Genomic DNA, 22,223 nt, shown 5'->3' with positions numbered 1-22,223 from the left:
GGAGAAGACGAAGCGATTAACTGGGTGCCAATTATCCAAGAACGGCCTTGATCTTGTCGGCGGCCTGGTCGAGTGCTTCCTTGGCGCTCATCTGGCCAGTCAATGCTGCCTGTATTGCGTCCTGGATCGCCTTGGAGATCTTCGGCCACTGCGGGTGCGGGCCGCGGGGCTTGGCAAATTTCATCTGCTCGAGGAAGACCTTGAGAGCGTCATCCTTCAGCTTTTCGCCGGTCACCGGGATGGTGATGTCGGAACGGGCCGGAAGCTGGCCGTAGTTCTTGAACAACTTGTCGTCCTGAGAGGCGAAATATTCAAGCGCCTTGAAGGCCTCGGCCGGGTGCTTGGAACTTGCGAAGATCGCCCAGTTGAAGTCGCCCATGGCCGACGATCGGTCCGCGCCTGGCTTCGGAACCGGAAGCAGCGTTACACCCCAATCGAACTTGGCTTCCTTCACCATGCGGTCGAGTTCCCACGGACCGGAGATCGCCATTGCTGCATTGCCGGAATTGAAAGTGCCGGTCGAATCCCACTGACCGCGCGTCAGTGTATCTGGCGAGGCAAGCTTCTCGTCCATAATGGTCTTCCAGGTCTCAAGCGCCTTGACAGCGCCGTCGGCATTGATGTTCTCGTAGCCGCCACCGCCCATTTGGGCCCAGGGAAGGAACTGGAAGGTACCCTCCTCGTTGGCTTTTGCAGAGAAGGCCAGGCCATAGACGTTCTTAGCCGGATCGGTCAATTTGCGCGCGTCTTCAACGAGCTCATCCCAGGTCTGCGGCGGCTTGTTCGGGTCGAGGCCCTTCGCCTTGAACATATCCTTGTTGTAGTAGAGGGCGATCGTGTTGGTTGCTTTCGGCACTCCATAATATTTCCCCTCCCATTCGACCGACTTCAGCGGCCCGGGAAAATAATTCTGTGGCTTGATCACGGTCGACCTCGAGATCATGTCGGTCAGATCGAGGAAGGCGCCACGCGAAGCGAACATCGCGTGTTCCGGATTATCGACGGCAATGATGTCAGGCGCCTGGCCGGAGGCATAGGCGCGCATCGCTTCGGTAACGACGTCATCGAACTGGATCAGGCGGTACTCGATCTTGATGCCGTTGTTCTGCGCGTTGAATTCCTTGACGAGATTGGGCGCCGGTTGAATGTCGCGATCAAGCGACCAGACGCTGATGGTAACGTCTTCGGCCTTGGCTGAAAGGCCGAAGAGCGAGACGCCGGCAAGTGCCAAAGCGCCCAGAACTGCGAATTTGCGGATAGCCATGGTTCTCCTCCTTTGTGGTTACCCCCGACTGCCCGGCAAAATCCTCCTTGCCGGGCGCGGTATCATCAAACCGGATCGGCGACGAAATCGCCGCCCCGGGCATGCTTCAGATAATTCAGTGCGTAGACCTGGCCCGTCATCTCCAACACGTCGCGGTAAACCGGATCGTGCCAGCCTTCGATATCGATCGAGCCCGACCAGCCGGCCAGACGCAGCTCCGAAATGATGTCCGTCCAGTTGCTGTCGCCGAAACCCGGCGTGCGCATGAAGACGAACTTTTCCTTGCCGAAGATGCCATGCTCCTTGATGACATCCCAGCGGATCGTCGCATCCTTGCCATGGACATGGAAGATTTTCTTTGCCCACTTTCGAATCTGCGGCAGCGGCTCGATCAGGTAAACCATCTGGTGGCAGGGTTCCCACTCAAGGCCGATATTGTCGTCCGGCGTCTCATTGAAGATCAGCTCCCAGGCATCCGGATTGTGCGCGATGTTCCAGTCACCGGTTGCCCAGTTGCCGTCCATCGCGCAGTTTTCGAAGGCGATCTTGATGCCCTTGTCGGCAGCCCGCTTGGCAAGCTCGCTCCAGATCTGCTTGTAACGCGGCAGGCTCTCGGTCAGCGGTGTACCGCGGATGCGGCCGGTAAAGCCGGCAACGCAGGTGGCGCCAAAATGATGGGCATTGTCGATGCAGTCCTTCCAGCCCTGCAGCGTCTGCAAGTCGATATCGGTTTCTTCCAGCGGATTGCCAAACATGCCGAGCGTCGAAATTGTAATGTCGCGATCGCCGATCGCGTCGAGTGAGCGCTTGCCGAGCTCGGCGAGATCCTGTCCGTTGGTCGTCTGCCAGAAAAAGGGCTCAAAGCTCTCGAACCCCATATCGGCGATCTGGCCGATACGCTTGTCGGCGCCACCCTTGGACGCGCTGACCATAGTTCCGACACGGATGGATTTTGCAGGATTGCTCACGATCTCATTCCTCATGCTGAAATTTCAACGCGCTTGCCGGTTCTGGCGCTCTCGATCGCGCCGAAGACCATGGCAAGGCTTGTGATGTTGTCGCTGCTGGCCGTCTCCGGCCGCTTGCCGGTCCGGATGGCGTCCACGAAACCGGCAATCACGCTGGCATGGCCGTGCGTCTCCTCGTCCCGCTCCGCACCGGGAACGTCGACGGGCGTAACGCCGCGAAGCAGGCCCGTCTCTTCGCCGGCAACTGCGGCGCGGAATGTTTGATCCCCGTCCCAGGTTAGCATTCCCTTGGAGCCGACGAGACGCCACTGGCTTTCCCAGCTCGTACGCTCGCCTTCTGCGCACCAGGAGCCGCGATAGGTGAAAACCACATCGTCGGTGAATTCAAAGGTGGCGTTGGCAGAGGCGCCGTGACGATACCACGACCCTTTTGGATTGCGCTCGACGCAATAGACGGCGAGTGGCTTCTTGCCGGCGACAAAACGTGCGGCATCGAAGGTATGGATCGCCATGTCGAGAAGCAGAACATTGTCCATGTCCTCGCGGAAGCCGCCGAAATGCGGGGCTATGAAGAAGTCGCAATGGATCGCGGTCACATCGCCGATGGCACCGCTTTCGACAAAACGGCGCATGCGGCGAACACCGGAAATGAAGCGTCGGTTCTGGATGATCGCATGGATCTTGCCGGTCTCTGCCGCAAGATCGATCAGGGCAGCTCCTTCCGCCAGCGAAGTAGCCATCGGCTTTTCGCTCAGCACATGGCATCCCGCCTTAAGTGCCGTAGAGACGACATTGAAACGGGCAGCGGGGATGACGACGTCAAAGACGATATCCGCCCTCGCCTTTGCAATAACGCTGGAAAGATCGGTGCCGATGGCGGCCTTATTCAGGCCGAACTCCGAGGTGAGCGCTTCGGCCGCAGCCAGGTTCACATCGACGAGGCCGGTGACCTCGATCGATTCGGCTAGAGCCGGGGTTTGCTTTAAGGCGCGCAACCAGCCTTTGGACATGGCTCCGCAACCGCACAGAACTGCATTCAATGTCACGATTTCCTCCCGCGGCGCGCGTCCGGCAATTCTCCGTTTGCCTGTCCCGTAAACGTTTACGATAATAAGCGGAAACGTTTCTTGCTGTCAATAGAGGGCGAAACGGGGGCGAAATGCTGCGGAAAACAGCTTTAAACGCACGATCTCAGCCGGATTCATATTGCAATGCAGCACGGTCATGCCGGGCATGTCATCTGGCTGTCAAACAGACATTTTACCAAACCCCAAACCAGATTGCACAGCGATGAAACGCAAGGGACAGACCCGGCGACCTACTACTGTTTGCATGGCAAGCGCCAGTGGCCACTCAGGTTGCAGTGATGACCGTGCTCATGCTTGAGGTTTTATGCTAATGATGAAGCGGTTCCTAACGGCCGACGCACCTTCGCCGGTGGATAAAGGAATGCCAATGAAGGACGGCCCGACGATCGACGGAAAGGAGACCAGGCGCAAGGAGCGAATGCGATTTGTCAGCGCAGATCAGGTCGCACAGCTTGCTGGCGTTTCACGCTCCGCCGTTTCACGGACTTTCACGCCAGGCGCAAGCGTTGCGCCGGCCACCCGCGAGCGGGTGCAGAAGGCTGCCGAAGAGCTCGGCTATCATGTCAACGATCTCGCACGCGGCGTCCTTGCAAATCAAAGCCGCCTGGTCGGCATCGTTGCGACGCGGCCAGAAATCGGCTTTCGCGCCCATCTGGCCGCAGCACTCGCAAAGGCGCTGATAAAGCGGGGCAGCATCCCGATCCTGATCAACACCGGCCAGACCGAGGATGAACTGCTTGCAGCGCAGAAGATGTTGATCGGCCATCGCGCCGAAGCAACCATCATTCTTTCGGGATCCCCACCCGCGAGCTTCGTAGATATCGCGCATCGCAACGGCCAGCCGCTGGTGGTCATCGGCCGCACCGAACCGGATGCGGACCATGTCAGTGCCGGAAACGCCGAAGCATCCCGCAACGCAGCGATGGCCTTCTTCGACAAGGGATGCCGGCGGCTTGCCGTTGCAGCGTCGCATTCGGCAACGTCCAGCATTGCAGAGCGCGAGCATGCCTTCTTGGCGGCAGCCGAGGAGTTCGGCGCTTCGGTCTCGGTCGGACGCGGCATGGATTCCGACTATGACAGCGGCATCGATGCCGCGCGTCAACTCTTCTCCCGGGCTGAAAGACCCGATGCTGTCTATTGCGCCAACGATTTGATTGCCTTCGGATTGATGGATCATGTCCGAAAGACGCTCGGCTTGCGGATACCGCAAGACGTCGCCGTGATCGGTTTTGATGATGTGCCGGAGGCAGCCTGGCTCAGCTACCGGCTTACGACTTTCCGCCAGGATCCGGTCGTCATGGCACAGCGCGCCGTCGAACTTGTCGAGCGTCGGCTTGCCAGCCCGGAATTGCCCCCTGCCTACGAGAGGGTCATTCCGGAACTTATCTTCCGCGACAGCTTCACCCCCTGACCTCATCGCTCGATACACGTCACTTTTGCCGCTCGCCGGAGGTCATTCTTGATGCTGACCAACTAGAGGTGTTGCATGATGGCCTGTTGCCGTTATGCAACAAACTTCTCGATGATAGCTACAATTCAAGATTTAATATTGCTGAACATCCGCCGTTGTGCAAATATAAGCCGATCTCGCAAATTTAATCAGAGGAGGCGTGAAATGAATCCCATTCTCGTGTTTATACGCCCCGCTGGCGGGATGGCTCGCAAGACCTCGATGCGTTGTGCATCCAATCCGAGCCGACATTCCTCCGAGGCTGTATAAACCCCGGATCACTGCCATTTTGGCATTTCCCAACTTGACCTGAATTGAGCCGGACGCCGAACGACGACGTGTGTTCCACGTCCGCCTCGATGTGTCTTTTTAACTTTCGAGAGGACCTGGCCGCTTGAGCGCGCCGGGACGGATAAATCATGCGTGAAGCACAAGTAGAAGTTGCTGAAACCCTATCGGCGACGGTCGATGAACTGTACCAGAAATTTGGCGTCTGGAGGACGGCGCGCGCGCTGGCCCTGGCCGCGTGGAGGCGTCACCAAACGGTGAACCAGGTCTCCCAGCTGTCAGATCGTATGCGCCGTGATATCGGCCTTCCGGAGGCCGAGGATGCGTACGGGACGGCGAGATTTTGGAGTATCTGGCCCGACACAAGATGACTTCCAGCCCCGGCGGCCTGGCTGCCGGGGCTGTCGTCTGCCTGGACCATGGTCATGAGGAGCATCGGCGTCGGCTGCCAGCGCGAAAGCGATGCGGCATCTTCACCTCGTGCCGATCCGACGTCTGTGCTGCACTTGCCGCCCACGAGCGGGACCGCGGCCGCTTTGCGCAAACGCATTCCTGTGGCAATAAGAGGAGATCACGCGTTTTGATCGGGGAGGAAGAACGCAGCCGATGAAGGGAATCCGACAGCTTGCCAAGCATCTCGATATTTCGATCGGGACGGTTTCCCGCGCGCTAAACGACAAACCGGACGTCAACGAGGAAACGCGCAAGCGCGTGATGGCGGCTGCCGAAGAGCTCGGCTATGTGGCAAATCAGTCCGGCCGCAGCCTGAGGCAGGGCACGACCAACGTTATCGGGTTGATGATCGAATCCAGCAAGGAAACCGTCGAAAATAGCGACAACTTTTTTCTCGGCCTCACCGGCGGTCTGCAGAGTGTGCTTGCGCGGCACAAGCTCGACCTCGTGATGCTGCCCTGCCCCAGCGACGAGGATCCCTATGAATATCTGAAGCGCATGGTGGCGCGGCGCGTCGTCGATGCGATGATCATTTCAGCGACGCAGCGGATCGACAGGCGCATCGATCTTCTGGTGAAAGCCAAGATTCCTTTCGTCGCGCTCGGACGAAGCTCATCGGGCGGCAACTACACCTGGATAGATCTTGATTTCGAGGGCGTGGCGGCATCAGCGGTCGACCGGCTGGTGGCCAAGGGACATCGCAGGATCGCGATCGCAGCACCCTCGAGCGATATCAATCTCGGCTATGTCTTCGTCGATGCCTACAAGCAGTCGCTTGAGCGCCACTGCATCCCTTATGATCCGAAGCTGGTCATCCGCGTCAAATCGAGCGAACAAGGTGGTTACCAGGCCGGACACGAATTGCTACTCCTGGACAACAAACCGACAGCGATCATCCTGATCTACGAGTTGATGGCGATTGGCCTTTACAGACGCTTGGTCGAGGCAGGCGTCGTTCCGGGGCGCGATCTGGCAGTGATCGGCTTCCGTGAGGAGCCGCGCGCCAAATTCCTGCAGCCTGCCCTCACCTGCTTCCGTATGTCGCTGCGCGATCTCGGTGTCGAACTGGCCGAAACGCTGCTTGCGACCATGCCCGCTTATGCGAAATTTTATCCGAAGGGCGCGCGCAACACGATCTGGCCGCTGGAACTCGTCCCAGGCGAAAGCGACGCCTTTTTCCTCAATCCATGAAACTGGCCGCGCCGTTTGCGGACGCGGCCGCAATTGTCATTCAGCCGGTGCTGTGGCGGCGCGGCGGCCGAGCGTTGCTTGCGTCAGGACGAAGGCAAGCAGCGCGCAGGCGGCAATGCCTGCCGCCATCGGAACGGCCGTGCCATCGGCAAACAGGCCGGAGACCACCATTGCGACAGCCGCAATGACGAAGTGCAAGGTTCCCATCAATGACGAGGCCGTACCTGCGATCTGGCCGTGATCCTCCAGAGCAAGAACCGCGCTCGTTGGAATGACAAGTCCGAGAAAGCCATATCCGATGAAAAGGAAGACGGCCATCACCGGAAGCTGGTTGATGCCCGCCGCCATTACAACGGCCATCACGACCATGACGAGGCAATAGAAGGTGACGGCTGAGCGCATGACGCGAACGAGGCCGAAACGCTCGCCCAGCCAGCCGGTCGCCTGCGATACGGCGAAGAAGGACACGGCGTTGACGGAGAATGCGAAGCTGTACTGCGTCGGCGTCAGGCCGTAGTGCTGGATGAGCACGAAGGGCGAGTTGGCGAGATAGACGAGGAAGCTCGAGATCCCGAGGCCACCGATGAAGGTGAGCGTCAGGAAGTTCCTGTCGCGCAAAAGGTAGCCATAGGCAGACATCGCGCTGCTAAGGCTGCTGCCCTTGCGATCCTTCGTCGGGCGAGTCTCGTCAAGCTGTGTGGCAAGCAGCACGAGCCCGATGAGGGCCGCGATAGTCACCGCCCAGAAGACACCGCGCCAGCCGTAGAACTCGATGACCGCACTGCCGGCCAGCGGAGCAAGAATGGGGGAAATTGAGAAGACGAGCATGAGAAGCGACATTAGACGAGCTGCCTGAATGCCGGTGTGCATGTCACGAACAACAGCGCGTGGTATGACCATGCCGGCCGCACCGCCGACGCCCTGGATGAAGCGGAAGGCAATCAGCGTTTCTATGTCTTGCGCCAGCGCGCAGCCGATGCTGGCAACGGTGAAGATGCCGATACCCAAATAAAGTGGCAGCTTGCGGCCCCACATGTCGGACAGCGGACCGTAAAGCAGCTGGGCCAGTGCAAAAGAAATGAAGAACGTCAGAAGGCTCAACTGGGTGACGTGGTTATCCGACCCCAGATCGACGCCAATCGAAGGCAGTGCCGGAAGGTACATGTCGATGGCAAAGGGACCAATGGCTGATAAAAGCCCAAGGATGAGCGCAATGCGAAAGAATGAAGCGGTCATTTTGATGATCTTTCATAAATGCGCAGCGAAGGAAGCGGACTATGTCTCTCCGCCGCGTTGCTCTCGAAGGGTTCAAATGAGGGGCGGCTGCAACCCGCGACGCGCTCGGGGGAAGCGCCAGTGACTGCGAACCGACGTGTCAAGTATTTTGGACACAAGTGTAAAATTAGACAGCGTTGTCTAAAACGTCAAGACGCATTATCATGAGAGCGATGAAAAATCCCGCGCCACCCGAAAAGAGAGCGGATGGGCCGACCCAGCGCGGCCAGTTCAAGAAGCGCGCTTCCATACTGGAAGCGGCCGCGGATGTATTCTGCCGCCAGGGCTTTGCAGGGGCAAGCATCGACGAGATTGCGGTAGAGGCCAATGTCTCGCGCCAGACGATCTATAATCACTATTGCGAGAAAGAGACTTTGTTCGTCGCCGTCGTGGACGACGTGCTGAAGCGCGCCAATTCGATGATTTTTGCGATGCTGGCAACGTTTCCGGTCAATGCCGACAATTTGGAAGAAGACCTTGTCGCCTTTGCGATCCGGATCAACAAAAACTGCATCTGCAACCAGGACGGAAAGTTCCTGCGCCGTCTCGTCCAGAACGAGGGTGAGCGCTATCCGCATCTTTTCGAGACCTGGCGCCAGCAAGGCCCGGGCCGGATCATTTCCGCGCTCGGCGCTCTGTTTGCGCGGTTGAGCGCCAGTGGTGCTCTAAAGATCGAAGACTTCGATGTGGCGGCACGCCAATTCCTCGCTCTCGGGAATGCGGATCTGCAGATCATGATGCTGTTCGGGCAAACGCCGAGCGATGAGCAGCTCGAAAGTGCCGCGCGCAACGCGGTCAGGACGTTCCTTCGCGCCTACGGCATGGAGGCGTCCGCCGAGCGATCAGAGCTTGCGGCCGTCAGCGGCTGAGTCAGGCAAAGACGAGCATCTGCGACGGAACGGCAGCGAGCGCGCCATTGCGGCGTGCGACGGCATATTTCAGCGACTGCTCGACGACGGACGGCTTGACCGGCTTTTTGACGACGCCGAGCGTCCCCTTGACGCCTCCTGCCACCATCTCCGGGTTGCCTGTCATGAACACGACGGCAACACCATGGTCTTCCGCCAGCCGCCGGCCGATTTCCGGCCCAGTCGCACCATCCGACAGGTTGACGTCTACAAAAGCGACGTCCGCCGTCGGCGCAAAACGCAACGCCTGTTCCTTATTCGCGGCAAGCCCCGTCACTTCCATGCCCATGGCTTGAACGGTTGCTTCAAGATCGAGGGCGATCAAGAACTCGTCCTCTACGATCAATACTCTCTGGTTCATGAGGTTATCCTGTAGCCAGCTTACGCAAAAGCTTGGTTGCCAGACGCCCTTGCCGGCCAGGGTAGGCGCAAGACTTCGCACCAGTCGGCCGTGGCCGGCGGAACTTGGCCGGATAACGGGCAACGGCGGCATATGTTCCGAGCCGATACGCATTATTTTTGGATTAAGTCATTGTTAATACTAATAAAACATTAAGATCGGCGTAAGTCTTTGATAAAAACCAGCTCTAAATTTGAAGTTGTATTGACAAGTCTTTTCGGCCGCAGGAGAGTGCCCCAATCCAGCGCCAGCGCCCGGGGGGGAACCTATGTCTGTACGCTCGTTTTTCGCATCCGCCGCCATTGCTCTTTTAGTCATCGCGGCCAGCCTTCCCGCGACAGCTGCGGAGACCAAGCGCGATATCCAGACGATCAAGGATGCCGACTTCTTCGGCTTCGATCTGCGGACGGAGCAGAACGTTTCCCTCGAACAATGCAAAACCTCATGCATTGGCGACAAAAGCTGCAGGGCTTTCACCTATAACCCGAAGGTGAAATGGTGTTTCCTGAAGTCCGACTTCAAGACGATGAACGCTTTTCCAGGTGCAATTGCCGGTCGGATCGTCGAAACGACTGCGGGACCGCGCGAGCCCGATATCGGTGCGCCTCCTCGCCTCACCTTTCTTTCGGAAGACATCATCCAACAAGCCCGCGATTTCAAGGCCAATCTGGCGCTCACCGACGCTCAGCCGGGCCAGACCGTCGACAGCCTGACGGCAACGGCGCGCCTTGATCTTACCGCCAACAACCTTGCAGGCGCGATCGACGCTTTTCATCGCGCGCTGGCGCTGACGCCCGATGATGCCGATCTGTGGCTGGAGACGGCGCGCGCCGCAAATTCGCTCGGCGGCACTGGCAGCCAGGCCTTCGGCCAGGCACTTCTCGATGGCTTGAACGGCTACCAACTGACACGCACAGCCTCAAAGCGGGCCGATGCTCTTGCCGTGCTTGCGAGCTCACTCGCCAAGAATTCGAATTTCCGCGCAGCCCTCAGTGCCTATAAGGCAAGCCTTGCGCTGGCAAGCTCCAGGGAAGTGCAGGCGGCCTATCTCAAGCTCAAGTCGGAACAAGGCTTCCGCATCACCGAACACAATGTCGATGCCGACAGCGCAACGCCGCGTGCCTGCGTGACGTTCTCGGAACCCCTCGTCAAGACGGTCGACTATGCACCGTTTGTGACGCTGAACGGACAAGCCCCCAAGGCGCTCGAAGCCAAGGACAGGCAGATCTGCGTCGAGGGCCTGGGTCACGGCGAAACCTACAAGATCAGTTTCCGCACCGGCCTTCCCTCTGCCGTCGACGAGGTCCTGGATGCGCCCGTCAGCCTCGATGTCTACGTCAAGGACCGCAGTCAAATGGTGCGCTTTACCGGCGATAGCTTCGTGCTGCCTTCGACGGCGCGCCGCGGCATTCCGCTCGTCAGCGTCAATATCGAAACTGCCAACCTCAAGCTCTACCGCATTGGCGATCGCGCTATTGCTCCGCTTCTCACCAGTTCGCAGTTCCTGACGCAGCTCGATGGCTATAGCGCGCAACGCATTCAAGATGAAAGCGGCGAGCTCGTATGGCAGGGTTCGATCGAGATCGCCAACGATCTTAACAAGGACGTCGTTACCAGCTTCCCCGTTGATGAAGCCTTGCCCGCGCGCAAGGCGGGCATCTATGTGCTGATCGCCTCGCCTGCCGACAAGCCGGAAAACGAGTGGGATTCCAAGGCGACACAATGGTTCGTCGTGTCAGATATCGGCGTTACTACCTACGCCGGAACCGACGGGCTCAACGTCTTGACGCGCTCGCTCTCTTCCGCCAAGCCGATCGCCGGTGTCGAGCTGCAACTGCTTGCCAAGAACAACGAAGTTCTGGGCACCGCGACGACGGATGAAAACGGCCGAGCCACCTTCACTGCCGGGCTGCTGCGCGGCACGGCAGCACTCACGCCAGCCGTCCTGGCTGCCCGCAACGGGGCGTCCGACTACGTCTTCCTCGATATGACGCGGGCAGGCTTCGACTTGTCCGATCGCGGCGTGACGGGACGAGCCTCGCCCGGGGCCATCGATGTCATGACCTGGACCGAGCGCGGGATCTATCGGGTGGGCGAAACCGTCCATGCCACCGCCCTTGCTCGCGATACGGATGGCAGGGCGATCGAAAAGCTGCCGCTGACCTTCATCTTCATGCGTCCCGATGGCGTCGAGGACCGGCGCATCGTGCGGCAAAGCAGCGACGTCGGCGGTTATGTGATCGATCTCCCGATCCAGGAAAATGCCATGCGCGGCAGTTGGACAATGAACGTCCATACCGACCCCAAGGGGTCGCCGATCGGTACCAGAACATTCCTCGTCGACGATTTCGTCCCCGATCGCACCGACCTGGAGCTGAAGACGGAAGCCAAGGAAATCGGTCCCGATACGCCGGCAACGATCGATATCACCGGCAAATATCTCTATGGCGCACCGGCAGCCGGCCTGACGCTTGAAGGTGATGTCGTTATCAAGCCGACGCGCGAAAGCCAAGCTTTCCCGGGTTACGTCTTCGGTCTTTCTGACGAGGAGGCGAACGAGGAAAGCCGCCAGGCGATCGAAGGCCTGCCGGAATTGGACGAGAACGGCCAAGCAACGACCGATCTTGCGGTCGGTGATCTTCCCGCAACCACGCAGTTGTTGAACGCGACGGTCTATATCCGCATGCAAGAAACCGGCGGCCGGGCGCTGGAGCGCACGCTGCTGATCCCGATCAAAAATCAGGGACCGATGATCGGCATCAAGCCTGAATTTTCAGGCGATATAGCCGAGAATTCGATCGCCAGCTTCAACGTGATCGGCGTCTCGGCCGACGGCCGGAAGCTGGAGATGAAGGGCCTGCGCTGGAAGCTTTCACGCCTTGAGCGCGAATACCAATGGTATCGGGAAGGCACGGCATGGAAATACGAAACCGCTTTCAATGCGCGCCAGGTTGCCAGCGGCACGACGGATGTCGGCGTGGACGGCGGCAAGATAGCGTCCCAGGTTGGCTGGGGCCGTTACCGAGTTGAAGTCGAAAGCCCGGACGCGGATGGCCCGACATCAAGTGTCGAATTCGACGCCGGCTGGATGGTGGAGGCGGTCTCGACCGAAACGCCGGACGGCCTCGAGATCGCGCTCGACAAAGAGAGCTACAAGGCTGGCGAGACGGCGAAGCTCAAGGTTTCTTCCCGTTATGGCGGCGAGTTGATGGTGACGGCCGGGACGGAAAACCTCGTTGACGTAAAAAATGCGACGATCGGGGAGAGTGGGGGCGAAGTGGAGATCCCAGTCACCGCCGAATGGGGCGCTGGCGCCTATGTGACAGCAACCCTCTTCCGTCCGGGCGACGCACAGGACAGCCATATGCCGATGCGTTCGATCGGCATCAAATGGCTGAAGGTCGATCCCGAGCAGCGCGCGCTGCAGGTCGTAGTCGATGCACCGGAAAAGATGCCGCCGCGCGCACCGCTGAACATAAGCCTTGCGGTAACGGGTGCTGGAGCCAGTGAGGATGCTTATGTCACGGTTGCGGCCGTCGATGTCGGCATTCTCAACCTGACGCGCTACGAGGCGCCCAATCCCGAGGACTGGTATTTCGGCCAGCGCCAGCTCGGTCTTGAAATCCGCGATCTCTATGGCCGCCTGATTGACGGTTCGCTCGGCGCGACAGGCAAGCTCAGAACCGGTGGCGATGGTGGCGCGGTGGCGCTGCAGGGCAGCCCGCCGACGCAAAAACTCGTCGCCTTCTTCTCCGGGCCGGTGAAGCTTGACGCCGACGGAAAGGCGAATGTCAGCTTCGACATTCCGCAATTCAACGGCACGGCGCGTGTCATGGCCGTTGCCTGGTCGAAGGATGGAGTCGGCCACGGGGTCAAGGATATCGTCATCCGCGATCCGGTGGTCGTCACCGCCAGCCTGCCGAAATTCCTGGCGCCTGGCGACAAGGCGGAACTGCGCCTCGACATTGCCAATACCGATGCTCCGGGCGGCGATTTCAAACTGCAGCTGACCGGCAACGAAGCCGTCGGCATCGAGGAGGCCGCAGTTTCGCGGACGATCCATCTGGACGCCGGTGCGAAATCCGATTTTACACTGTTGGTGATCGGCAAGCAGCCCGGCAACGGCGCTGTTTCGATCAACCTGTCGGATGCATCCGGACTATCGCTTGATCAGACAGTCGACGTACCGGTCCGCCCATCGTCACTGCCCGTGACCGAAAGGCGCGTCATCGCCTTAAAACCAGGGGCGAAACTGAGGGTCGACAAGGAACTTCTGGCCAACAGCGTATTGCCGGGCGCCTCAGTCAGCGTCAACGTCACGCGTTCGGCCGCCTTCGACGTTCCCGCCCTGCTGATGTCGCTCGACCGTTATCCTTTCGGCTGTGCCGAACAGACGACGAGCCGCGCCCTGCCGCTTCTTTATCTCAGCGAGCTTTCACAACAGAACGGGCTCGAAGACGATGCAGACGTGAAGAAGCGCGTCCAGGATGCGATCTATCGTGTACTGTCCTATCAGGCATCGGCGGGCAGCTTCGGCCTTTGGGGACCGGATTCGGGCGACCTCTGGCTCGATTCCTATGTCACGGATTTCCTGACGCGGGCGCGTGAAGAGAAGTACGACGTGCCCGATCGTGCGCTCGTCCAAGCGCTCGAGAACCTGCAGAACGCGCTGAGCTACGACGTCGCCGTCAAGACGCAAGGCGATCAAATTGCCTATGCAATCTATGTTCTTGCCCGCAACAGGAAGGCCTCGATCAGCGATCTGCGCTACTACGCCGATACGATGATCAACGACTTCCCGACGCCGCTTGCCAAGGCGCATATCGCCGCGGCGTTGGCACTTTACGGAGATGCGACACGTTCGAAAAACATCTTCGTCGACGCTTTGCAGATGACCGAGGATTCCATCCTTCATCGCGTCAATCTTTCGCGTACCGACTACGGCTCGATCCTGCGCGACGGTGCGGCTATCCTGGCACTTGCGGCCGAAAGCCGCCCTGTCCCGCCAGTCATTCCAGAACTGGCAAGGGCCGTCGGCAGGGAATGGGACCGCAGCAAGTGGACGAGCACCCAGGAGCAGGCCTGGACGCTGCTTGCCGCGCGCGCGATCCAGAGCGGCGACGATTCCCTGAAGGTGGATGTCAACGGCGCGCTGCATACCGGTGCCTACATGGCGAAGATGAGCGGCGATGCGCTGATCAACAATCCCCTGACGCTGACGAGCGCCATGACCGATGCGGTATCGGCGGTCGTCACGACAGTCGCAGCACCCGTCACCCCGCTGCCTGCCGGCGGCAACGGCTTTGCCATCGAGCGCACCTACTACACGCTTGATGGCGAGCCGGTGAATATCAGTGAGGCGCAGCAGAACGAGCGTTATGTGGTCGTGCTGCACGTGACCGAAACCAACGCCTGGCCGTCGCGTGTCGTCATGACCGATCTGCTGCCTGCCGGCCTCCAGATCGATAATCCCAGCCTGGTCGACAGCGCTCAGCTCACCAATTTCGACTGGATCGGCGAACAGACGGCGGCGCACACCGAATTCCGCAACGATCGCTTCGTGGCGGCCTTCAACCGGACTTCGGACGACAACCGTGAAATCAACGTCGCCTATATCGTGCGGGCCGTCACCCCGGGCGTTTATGACCATCCGGCGGCGACCGTAGAAGATATGTACCGCCCCGAATATTCGTCTCGTACGGCGACCGGCAAGATGGAGGTTGTCGCAGCACGATAATGCGGCTCTGGCGCAAGCTCACGATTGGGACTGCAGCCGGTTTCATTCTTGCCGGCGCGGTTTTCTTCGTTCTGGACGCTGCCGACAGGGTCTTTCCGCCGCCGCTCGAAAAGACCGGTGCGGTGTCGGCCGAAGTGCTCGATGCCGATGGTCAATTGCTGCGCGCCTTTGCGACGCCGGAAGGCCATTGGCGTCTGAAAACCACGGTCGCGGATGTCGACCCGCAATTCATGCGCATGCTGATCGCCTATGAGGACCGGCGCTTCTACGAGCATCACGGCGTCGATCCGCTGGCGATCGGACGCGCGGGCCTGCAGCTGCTCACCAACGGCCGCATCGTTTCCGGCGCCTCGACGCTTTCCATGCAGGTGGCGCGGCTGATCGAACCGCGCGCCGGACGTTCGTTTTCGGCGAAAATCCTGCAGGTGATACGCGCCGTCCAGATCGAGCGGCGGCTCTCGAAGGAAGAGATTCTCGATCTTTATCTGACGCATGCACCCTATGGCGGCAATCTGGAAGGCCTGCGCGCCGCAAGCCTTGCCTATTTCGGCAAGGAGCCGAAGCGGCTGACGGTGGCGCAGGCTGCCCTCCTCGTTGCCCTCCCCCAGCTTCCTGAACGACGACGCCCCGACAAAAACCTGGTGGCAGCGGAAGCGGCACGAAAACGCGTGCTCAAGCGCGCCGCCGTGGCCGAAGTTATCGGCGAGGGTGAGGCCGAGCGCGCCGAGGCGACAGGCGTTCCGGCAACGCGCATGCAGCTCCCGGCCCTTGCCGCGCATCTTGCCGAAGCAGCGCTTCGCAGCAAGCCGAACGAGCGCGAGCATCGCACGACGCTGAAGAAGCAGATACAGGCAGGGCTCGAAGCGACGGCGAAAAGTGCCGCGATGAAACTTCGTCCGAAACTATCTCTCGCAATCGTGATGGCCGATGCGCGCACCGGCGAGATCGTCGGCGACGTGGGATCGGCGGACTATTTCGACGCGAGCCGTTCCGGCTGGATCGACATGACGCGTGTCAGCCGCTCGCCCGGCTCGACACTGAAACCCTTCATCTATGGTCTTGCCTTCGAGCAGGGGCTGGTCAGCCAGGAAACGATCATCGAGGACCGGCCAGCCGACTTCTTCGGTTACCGGCCGCGCAATTTTGACATGAGCTATCAAGGCGACGTAACGGTGCGAGAGGCATTGCAGCTTTCGTTGAATGTGCCGGCCGTCAGGCTGCTTGACGCCGTCAACCCGGCGCGGCTCTTGGTGCGCTTCCGCCGCGCCGGCGTTCGTCCCATCCTGCCGCCGAACGAGGCGCCGGGACTGGCGATTGGGCTAGGCGGGGTAGGTATCACGTTGAAAGACCTCGTGCAGCTTTATACGGCGCTTGCCAACAAGGGCGAGCCGGTTCGAATCGGCGACGGTGTAACTGCAAAGCCCGGTAAGATAGACGGCGGGCCGTTGCTGCAGCCGGTCGCCGTCTGGAATGTTTCGGATATTCTTTCCAGCGTCATCCCACCGGCAGGCGCCCCGCAGCGCGGCATCGCCTACAAGACAGGGACCAGCTACGGCTATCGCGACGCATGGTCAGTCGGCTACGACGGGCGGTATGTGCTCGGTGTCTGGGTTGGAAGGCCGGACAATGGCGCGGTGCCGGGGTCGACCGGTTACGGCACGGCAGCCCCTATCCTGTTTGAGGCCTTTGCAAAGTCGAGCATTGCAACCACACCTTTGCCACGCCCGCCCTCTGGCGCAGTGCGCGTCGCCCAGGCGGATCTGCCGGTGAGTCAGCGGCGTTTCTCGATAAATGCCAGCGGATTGCCTTCTGCCTCCAGCCGCGAACAGGCACCGCAGATCGTCTATCCACCGGAGGGTGCGCATGTCGATCTCGGCGCAGGAAGCGGTGATCTCTCGCCATTGATGTTGAAACTGCACGGCGGCCGGGCGCCGTTCCGCTGGCTTGCAAACGGCAAGCCGCTGCCCGATCTTTCTCGCCGCCGCACCAACCAATGGATGCCGGATGGTGGCGGCTACTCGAAACTGACGGTGATCGACGCGATGGGCCGTGCCGCAAGCGTCGGTGTCTTCATCGACTAAACCTTGGAATTGCGGGGAACAAAGGGACCGTTATCACCGTTCCGGGCCGTCTCCTCCGAAACGGCAGGCGAACATGATGCTTCCGACATCGACATACCGCATTCAATTCCGCAACGGCATGACATTCGACCGGGCCATCGAATGTGTGCCCTATTTCAAAGCCCTTGGCATCAGCCATCTTTACGCTTCGCCGATCTTTGCCGCGACGAGAGGTTCGACGCATGGCTATGACGTAACCGATGTCAATGAAATCGAGCCGGCAATCGGCGGACGCCAGGGCTGTTACCGCTTGAGCCGGGCTTTGAAAGACGCCGGGCTCGGCCTCATCCTCGACATTGTCCCGAACCATATGGCCGCCTCGACGGAGAATCCCTGGTGGCGAAGCGTGTTGAAGCTCGGCCGGGAAAGCCCTTATGCGCGCCATTTCGATATCGACTGGAGCGAACGGCTCACCTTGCCGATCCTCGGCAAGCCGTTCAAGGATGCACTGTCTGATGGCGAGTTGCGGCTTAAGCGCGATCCGGAAAGCGGCGAACTTGTGCTTGGCTACTGCGATACGCTTTTGCCCTTGAACCCCGACAGCACCAATCTTGTTCCAGCAAGCGCAGATGAGCCGGCGTTGGTCGACCTCGCAATAGACGAAGAGCTGATCGTCAACCTACACCAGGCCCAGCATTGGCGGCTGACATATTGGAAAGAGGCGGCCAGACATCTGAGCTACCGGCGGTTTTTCGAAGTAACGGGTCTGGTCGGCCTGCGCGTTGAGGACGAGCAGGTTTTCGAAGATAGCCATCGGCTCGTTCTCGAACTCGTTCGGTCCGGGCAGGTAGAGGGTTTGCGGCTCGACCATATCGATGGCTTGGCCGATCCGAAGCAATATCTGCAAAGGTTGCGCGCTGAGACAGGATCCAAGATCTATATAATCGTCGAGAAGATCCTCGGCCATGACGAGACACTGCCCGCAAGCTGGCCGATCGCCGGGACCACCGGCTACGAATTCATTTCGGCACTCGGCCATCTCTTCGTCGACGGCGGCGGCCTGCAACAGCTGGGTACCGCCTATGCGAATATTGCCCCGGATATGGCCGATTTTACTGCTGGTCTTCGCGCGGCCAAGCAATTGATGGTGGAGCGGTACTTCGAAGGCGAGACGACGCGGCTGGTGAAGATCGTCCATGGGCTTTATCCCGACCTTGACCGCGCCGCTATTGTGGCAGCTATCCACGAATCGCTGATCGCCTTTCCCGTCTATCGCATCTATGGCAGCAAGGGTCCGCTTGAAGCACGCGATGCGGACGTGCTCAGCAGGGTCATTTCCAGCGCCGCTGAAAAGCTTGCCGACCGGCGAGCGATCGACGTTGTGGCAAGGCTATTGAAAGGCGGGGTACGGGAGGCAGCGGCGAAGGAATTCCGCCGCCGATTCCAGCAGTTGAGCGGACCAGTCATGGCCAAGGCAATGGAGGACACGCACTTTTATCGCTACAACCGGTTGCTCGCGGTAAACGAAGTCGGCGGCGACCCGGATATCAAGCCGGGAGGCGTCGAGGCTTTCCATGCGCTGATGCTTAAACGCGCGAAGCTTAATCCACACGGGCTTTCGGCGACATCGACGCACGATACCAAGCGCGGGGAGGATGCGCGTGCAAGGCTTTATACCTTGAGCGAAGGAGCCGATGTCTGGGCGCAGGCGGTGGAGCGCTGGCGCGAGATGAACCGCGACCGTCTGATCGAACTGCCGGGCGGGTTGACGCCGGAACCGAATGTCGAATGGATGCTCTATCAGGCGCTTGCCGGGATATGGCCGGAGGATTTCTTGAACGGAGAGGCCGAAGCGCTGATCGGGCGCTTCACGGCCTATGCGGAAAAGGCGATACGTGAAGCAAAGCTCGGCACGAACTGGAATGAGCCGCATGCCGGATACGAGGCAGCGGTCAAAGCTTATGCAACGGCGTTGCTTTCATCGACCAATCTCGTCTTCCATGAGGATTTCGGAGCGGTCATGCGCCCCTTCATCGAGACCGGTTATCTAAACAGCCTTTCACAGACGCTGATTAAGCTGATGGCGCCCGGCATTCCAGACATTTATCAAGGGGCCGAGCTTTTGGATTTGAGCTTCGTCGATCCTGATAACCGCAGGCCTGTCGACATGACGGCGTCGTTTGCCAGCCTCTCGGAACGAACGCCAATTGCAAGTCTGACGGTGCCCGCGCTGAAACAGCGCATCGTCCAAACCGGTCTTCATCTTCGAAAGCGGCAGCCGGAGCTTTTTGCGAAAGGCAACTATGTCCCCCTTAAGGTGTCAGGCGCGCGCAAGGATCATGTTGTCGCCTTTGCGCGAGAGTTGAACGGAACCTATGTCATGACCGTCGTTCCACGATGGATGCTCGGCTGGCTCGATCCAGGCGTTTTGTTCGCCGGCCCTGAATTCTGGAACGATACGGTAATTCAGGTGCCGGCCTTCCTTGAAGGTCGCCGCTGCGATCTCCTGACCGGCCAAGCCCTTGATCCGCGAGTCGAGCTGCCACTTTCGACCCTCCTTGGCAGCCAGCCTGTGGCGCTCATCGAACCTGTCGGAACCACAGAGGACCATGAAATTATCGCTTGACCTTCCAGTTGCGGGAAGGTTCATAAGCCTATCCACTGCCTGTCCGGGCAAAGGAGAAGCCTATGAATACACAAGATCATCATCATCACGGGATTAGCAATTGCTCTTCTCACCAAAGCCTGGACAATCTCGGCAAGGCCGCTGTGGCACGCGATCCCGTCTGCGGCATGACCGTTGATCCGCACGCGGGCAAGCCGAGCCTCAATTACCAGGGCCACACTTATCATTTCTGCAGCGACGGTTGCCGGGAGAAATTCGAAGCCACTCCGAATGATTATCTGACGGCGAAGGATCCGGTTTGCGGCATGTCCGTCGAACGCACGACAGCGCAGCATTTCCTGAAGCACGACGGCGATAAATTCTACTTCTGCTCGGCAAGGTGCAAGGCAAAGTTCGAGGCCGATCCAGAAATCTATCGTCAGGAAAAACGGCAGGGGCCGAAGCCTATGCCCAAGGGCACGCAATATACCTGCCCGATGCATCCGGAAGTCGTCAGCGATCACCCTGGTGACTGCCCGAAATGCGGCATGGCGTTGGAACCGATGGGTATTCCGCCGGCAGAAGGGGGGCCGAACCCGGCGCTTGCCGATTTCACGCGGAGGCTCTGGATAAGCGCGGCATTGGCCATTCCGCTGCTCGTGCTCGGCATGGGTCCGATGATCGGACTGCCGTTGCGCGATGCGATCGGCGAACCGCTGGTGAGTTTCACCGAACTCTTGCTCGCAACCCCTGTCGTGCTCTGGGCGGCCCTGCCCTTCTTCCGCCGGGCCTGGAACTCACTCCTCAACCGCAGTCCGAACATGTGGACGCTGATCGGCCTCGGCGTCGGTACCGCCTATGTCTACAGCGTCGTCGCGACACTTGCGCCCGGCCTTTTTCCCATGAGTTTCAGGGGCCATGGCGAGACGGTGCCTGTCTATTTCGAGGCAGCTGCCGTCATCGTGGCGCTGGTCTTCGTCGGCCAGGTGCTGGAACTGAAGGCGCGCGAGCGGACGGGCTCGGCCATTAGGGCACTGCTCGACCTTGCGCCAAAGACGGCGCGCCGCCTTAGTGCCGACGGCAGCGAAACGGACATCGAAGTGGACGACATCGCAAGCGGCGACCGGCTTCGGGTGCGGCCAGGCGAGCGCGTGCCGGTCGACGGGTCGGTCAGCGAAGGACAATCAACTGTCGATGAATCGATGATCACCGGTGAGCCGCTCCCCGTTGAAAAGACAAAAGGCGATGCTGTCACCGGCGGCACCATCAACCGCCACGGCACTTTCGTGATGACGGCCGAGCGCGTGGGCGCGGAAACAATGTTATCGCGTATCGTCGATATGGTCGCCAAGGCACAGCGCTCGCGTGCGCCAATCCAGGGCGCAGTTGACCGGGTCTCGGCCATCTTCGTACCTGCCGTCGTTGTAACAGCGATTGTTGCCTTCCTCGTCTGGGCCATTTTCGGGCCGGAGCCGTCGATGGCGCATGGACTGCTTGCCGCGGTTGCCGTGCTCATCATCGCTTGCCCGTGCGCACTCGGCCTTGCCACGCCGATGTCGATCATGATTGCGACCGGCCGGGGCGCGCAGGAGGGCGTGCTGGTCAAGGATGCTGAAGCACTGGAGCGTTTTTCGAAGGTCGATACCTTGATCGTCGACAAGACGGGCACGTTGACCGAAGGCAAGCCGCGTCTTACCGACGTCGTACCGATGGACGCCATCAGCGAGGAACGGCTGCTGCTGCTGGCGGCGAGCCTGGAGCGCGGTTCCGAACATCCGCTGGCCGAAGCGATCATTGCCGGCGCACAAGAGCGGAACGTCAAACTGGTTGATGTCACCGGCTTCGAGGCTGTGACCGGCAAAGGCGTAAAAGGCCATGCCGACAAGACGGCCGTGGCGCTTGGCAACGCCGCGATGATGAGCGATCTCGGCATCGATCCCGGGCCACTTGCCGAAAAAACCCGCGCCTTGCGTGACGAAGGCAAGACCGTAATGTTCGTCACCATCGATGGCAGCCTTGCGGGTTTCGTTGCGGTTGCCGATCGCATCAAGGCGACAACGGCCGAGGCGATCGGCGCGTTGCACGAAAGCGGGCTGCGCATCATCATGGCAACCGGCGACAACGAGCGCACAGCAAGCGCCGTCGCAAAAAGCCTCGGGATCGATGAAGTGCGCGCCGACGTTTTGCCGGAAGGCAAGAAGGCGCTGATCGACGAACTCCATGCAAAGGGCGCGGTCGTTGCAATGGCCGGCGACGGCGTGAATGACGCTCCGGCGCTTGCCGCTGCAGATGTCGGTATCGCCATGGGAACGGGCGCAGATGTCGCGATGGAAAGCGCCGGCATTACCTTGGTCAAGGGTGACCTCAACGGAATCGTGCGTGCCCGGCGGCTGGCAGAGGCGACGATGCGCAACATCCGCCAGAATCTCGGCTTCGCCTTCGGCTATAATGCGCTTGGCGTGCCCGTCGCCGCGGGCTTGCTCTACCCGGTCTTTGGCCTACTGCTCTCGCCGATGATTGCCGCAGCGGCCATGAG

13 protein-coding genes are annotated in these 22,223 nt (G+C 60.1%); 8 read left to right on the top strand and 5 right to left on the bottom strand.

Annotation, left to right across the window (positions count from 1 at the left end):
• Positions 1-31 precede the first annotated feature (31 nt).
• From C9413_RS01975 to C9413_RS01965, 3 genes are all read right to left on the bottom strand, one after another.
• Positions 32-1,264: a sugar ABC transporter substrate-binding protein gene (locus tag C9413_RS01975; protein WP_040115473.1), complete on the bottom strand. Its 1,233-nt coding sequence runs from the start codon at positions 1,262-1,264 to the stop codon at positions 32-34.
• Between the two features lie 65 nt (positions 1,265-1,329).
• Entirely contained in the window at positions 1,330-2,232 is a 903-nt protein-coding gene (locus C9413_RS01970; RefSeq protein ID WP_040116577.1) for a sugar phosphate isomerase/epimerase, read from the bottom strand.
• Between the two features lie 11 nt (positions 2,233-2,243).
• Positions 2,244-3,278, bottom strand: coding sequence for a Gfo/Idh/MocA family oxidoreductase (locus C9413_RS01965; protein WP_040115474.1), 1,035 nt, complete (start codon positions 3,276-3,278; stop codon positions 2,244-2,246).
• 409 nt (positions 3,279-3,687) lie between these two features.
• Here C9413_RS01965 and C9413_RS01960 point away from each other — a divergent pair, with 409 nt between their 5' ends.
• The 3 genes from C9413_RS01960 to C9413_RS01950 all read left to right on the top strand — a co-directional run bounded on the left by C9413_RS01960 (position 3,688) and on the right by C9413_RS01950 (position 6,702).
• Complete coding sequence (locus C9413_RS01960) at positions 3,688-4,731, top strand: LacI family DNA-binding transcriptional regulator (protein ID WP_040116578.1); 1,044 nt, start codon at positions 3,688-3,690, stop codon at positions 4,729-4,731.
• A gap of 458 nt (positions 4,732-5,189) precedes the next feature.
• Positions 5,190-5,429 (top strand): DUF1127 domain-containing protein, encoded by a 240-nt coding sequence (locus tag C9413_RS01955; protein ID WP_082046722.1) that lies wholly within the window; start codon positions 5,190-5,192, stop codon positions 5,427-5,429.
• A 235-nt stretch (positions 5,430-5,664) separates the two neighbouring features.
• Positions 5,665-6,702: a substrate-binding domain-containing protein gene (locus tag C9413_RS01950; RefSeq protein ID WP_040115476.1), complete on the top strand. Its 1,038-nt coding sequence runs from the start codon at positions 5,665-5,667 to the stop codon at positions 6,700-6,702.
• Positions 6,703-6,738: 36 nt separating this feature from the next.
• Here C9413_RS01950 and C9413_RS01945 read toward each other — a convergent pair whose 3' ends face one another.
• Positions 6,739-7,938 (bottom strand): multidrug effflux MFS transporter, encoded by a 1,200-nt coding sequence (locus C9413_RS01945; protein ID WP_040115477.1) that lies wholly within the window; start codon positions 7,936-7,938, stop codon positions 6,739-6,741.
• A 176-nt stretch (positions 7,939-8,114) separates the two neighbouring features.
• On the opposite strand from C9413_RS01945, the gene C9413_RS01940 reads away from it, so the two are divergent.
• Entirely contained in the window at positions 8,115-8,846 is a 732-nt protein-coding gene (locus C9413_RS01940) for a TetR/AcrR family transcriptional regulator (RefSeq protein WP_040115478.1), read from the top strand.
• A 1-nt stretch (position 8,847) separates the two neighbouring features.
• Here the strand turns inward: C9413_RS01940 and C9413_RS01935 are convergent, their stop codons facing one another.
• Positions 8,848-9,306, bottom strand: coding sequence for a response regulator (locus tag C9413_RS01935; RefSeq protein ID WP_281408600.1), 459 nt, complete (start codon positions 9,304-9,306; stop codon positions 8,848-8,850).
• Between the two features lie 247 nt (positions 9,307-9,553).
• On the opposite strand from C9413_RS01935, the gene C9413_RS01930 reads away from it, so the two are divergent.
• From C9413_RS01930 to C9413_RS01915, 4 genes are all read left to right on the top strand, one after another.
• The gene (locus tag C9413_RS01930; protein WP_040115480.1) at positions 9,554-15,022 is read left to right on the top strand and encodes an alpha-2-macroglobulin family protein; all 5,469 of its coding nucleotides are present in this window, start codon (positions 9,554-9,556) and stop codon (positions 15,020-15,022) included.
• Complete coding sequence (pbpC, locus tag C9413_RS01925) at positions 15,022-17,103, top strand: penicillin-binding protein 1C (protein ID WP_170250140.1); 2,082 nt, start codon at positions 15,022-15,024, stop codon at positions 17,101-17,103. Before C9413_RS01930 ends, pbpC begins: the two co-directional genes overlap by 1 nt.
• A 73-nt stretch (positions 17,104-17,176) precedes the next feature.
• Complete coding sequence (gene treY, locus C9413_RS01920; protein WP_170250139.1) at positions 17,177-19,708, top strand: malto-oligosyltrehalose synthase; 2,532 nt, start codon at positions 17,177-17,179, stop codon at positions 19,706-19,708.
• A 62-nt stretch (positions 19,709-19,770) separates the two neighbouring features.
• Positions 19,771-22,223, top strand: a 2,453-nt coding sequence (locus C9413_RS01915; RefSeq protein ID WP_170250138.1) for a heavy metal translocating P-type ATPase, incomplete at its 3' end; no start/stop codon positions are given.

Source organism: Rhizobium sp. SEMIA 4085, from assembly GCF_013004495.1.
Lineage (GTDB): Bacteria > Pseudomonadota > Alphaproteobacteria > Rhizobiales > Rhizobiaceae > Rhizobium > Rhizobium gallicum.
Note: the sequence above shows the minus strand (reverse complement) of the source record. Positions and strands in the feature narration are given on the sequence as shown.

Bases quoted from the DNA above. Each gene is read 5' to 3' on its own strand.
- C9413_RS01975 (WP_040115473.1), bottom strand. From the start codon at position 1,264: ATGGCTATCCGCAAATTCGCAGTTCTGGGCGCTTTGGCACTTGCCGGC.
- C9413_RS01960 (WP_040116578.1), top strand. From the start codon at position 3,688: ATGAAGGACGGCCCGACGATCGACGGAAAGGAGACCAGGCGCAAGGAG.
- C9413_RS01955 (WP_082046722.1), top strand. From the start codon at position 5,190: ATGCGTGAAGCACAAGTAGAAGTTGCTGAAACCCTATCGGCGACGGTC.
- C9413_RS01950 (WP_040115476.1), top strand. From the start codon at position 5,665: ATGAAGGGAATCCGACAGCTTGCCAAGCATCTCGATATTTCGATCGGG.
- C9413_RS01945 (WP_040115477.1), bottom strand. From the start codon at position 7,938: ATGACCGCTTCATTCTTTCGCATTGCGCTCATCCTTGGGCTTTTATCA.
- C9413_RS01930 (WP_040115480.1), top strand. From the start codon at position 9,554: ATGTCTGTACGCTCGTTTTTCGCATCCGCCGCCATTGCTCTTTTAGTC.
- pbpC (WP_170250140.1), top strand. From the start codon at position 15,022: ATGCGGCTCTGGCGCAAGCTCACGATTGGGACTGCAGCCGGTTTCATT.
- treY (WP_170250139.1), top strand. From the start codon at position 17,177: ATGATGCTTCCGACATCGACATACCGCATTCAATTCCGCAACGGCATG.